2 protein-coding genes are annotated in these 1,461 nt (G+C 48.3%); both read right to left on the bottom strand.

Annotation, left to right across the window (positions count from 1 at the left end; genetic code table 11):
• On the bottom strand, positions 1 to 822 hold an 822-nt coding region (locus B7Y67_RS17895), incomplete at its 3' end, for a hypothetical protein (RefSeq protein ID WP_293599790.1).
• A gap of 36 nt (positions 823 to 858) precedes the next feature.
• Positions 859 to 1,461, bottom strand: a 603-nt coding sequence (locus tag B7Y67_RS17890) for an FHIPEP family type III secretion protein (RefSeq protein WP_293599789.1), incomplete at its 5' end; no start/stop codon positions are given.

Below are 1,461 nucleotides of genomic sequence, written 5' to 3'. Positions count from 1 at the left end.
GGCGCATAGCTTGGGAGAGAATCCACTATTGAGAAGGTGTTTCACGATCTCAGTAACGTGGGTATTTTCCTGTTGGATATTTCCCCAGAAATTGCCGGCAACATGCGATTGCAGTAAGTATTTGACTTCACTGATCTCAGAAAGCAGCTTTTCTACTTTAGGTGAACTGCCTGATTCAAATATATTCGAGACTGCTGGGGCGGCAGGCACTGCAGGTGTAACGGCCGCAACAGGCGTATTTGCTTTTTGTAATCCGGCTTCCGAGATGCGATGCGCCTGAGCCGCATTGAGAGCTGAAACTCTAGCCGCATTGAGAGCTGCAACATCTTGCGCTGCTTTTGCATTAGCTGCAGCAGAGGCATTAAATATCGCGTCATTATTGGACGGATTGATCACGCTGCTATCACTGCGCTGAATACGTTCAGCGTTATTAAAGGAGGTTGGTAAAAATGCTTCTGCACCAGGAGCTCTGACAGAGCGACCCGCTCTAGCTGGGTTACGTCTTAAGCTGCCCGCAGGAATTTCGCCATACGGTTTTGTTGCGGGGGCTTGGGCGCGACGGGCAATGGCATTCTCAAACTTGTCTGACAGACCAGATTGAGCCATCGATCTTTCTGAAAAAGGGCTGGCTTCACTACTAAGGGCATCGAGCGATTCAGAACGTGTGGATAGATTGGCCAAATCTTGTGAAGTAATAGCAATAATTTCTACGCCTTGGTCGGTGTCTTTCGTGGAAAGCACCATAGCGTCAGAACCCAATTCTGTACGAATCAGCTTTAACGCATCAGCGGTATTGGCTGCAATAAATTTTTGGGGGCCCATGCTTAAACTCCGGAGTAGATCTCTTTAATAGTGATTTTAGGGGTTTTTGCCCGTTTGGGAACAAAGAACCTTGAAGAAAGCCAGATTGGAGGTTGGTGGTAGCTCACTTAATGCCAATACCACCGCCTGAGGGCAGACCCTGCGAGCAATTCTGGAGATGGTGGTTCTGGTCCGTGTGCCGCTGACAATGACTGGCGGCAGGTTTTGGTTCTCCATCTCCTGAACGCCTCTGATAACCTCTTCCCCAAACATCCGGGCTAAGGAGGGTTCAATCAGTCCATCCGGAGCAATGGCCCCAGCACCAATCGACTGCTCAATGAGGCGCTCAAACTCTGGCTGAATTCCCAATACTTGATAGTTATTGCCATCACCTAAGACATCTTGAACGATCGTGCGACGCAGAGCATAACGAATATGCGGCAAGATCTCTAAAGGATCATTGAGTTTGCCCGCATATTCACTAGAGATTTCCAAAATGGTGCGCAGATCTTTGATAGGAACATTTTCTTCCAGCAGTAATTGCAAGATACGCTGCAGCTGTGCCACGGTAACAATTTTCGGAATGACGTCCTCAACCAATTTGGGGTAACTCATCTTGAAGTGATCAAGTAGGTCTTGGGTTTCTTGGCGACCTAATAG

This window comes from Polynucleobacter sp. 35-46-11 (assembly GCF_002281105.1).
The sequence above is the reverse complement of the archived record's forward strand: the minus strand, read 5'-3'. Positions and strand labels throughout refer to the sequence as shown.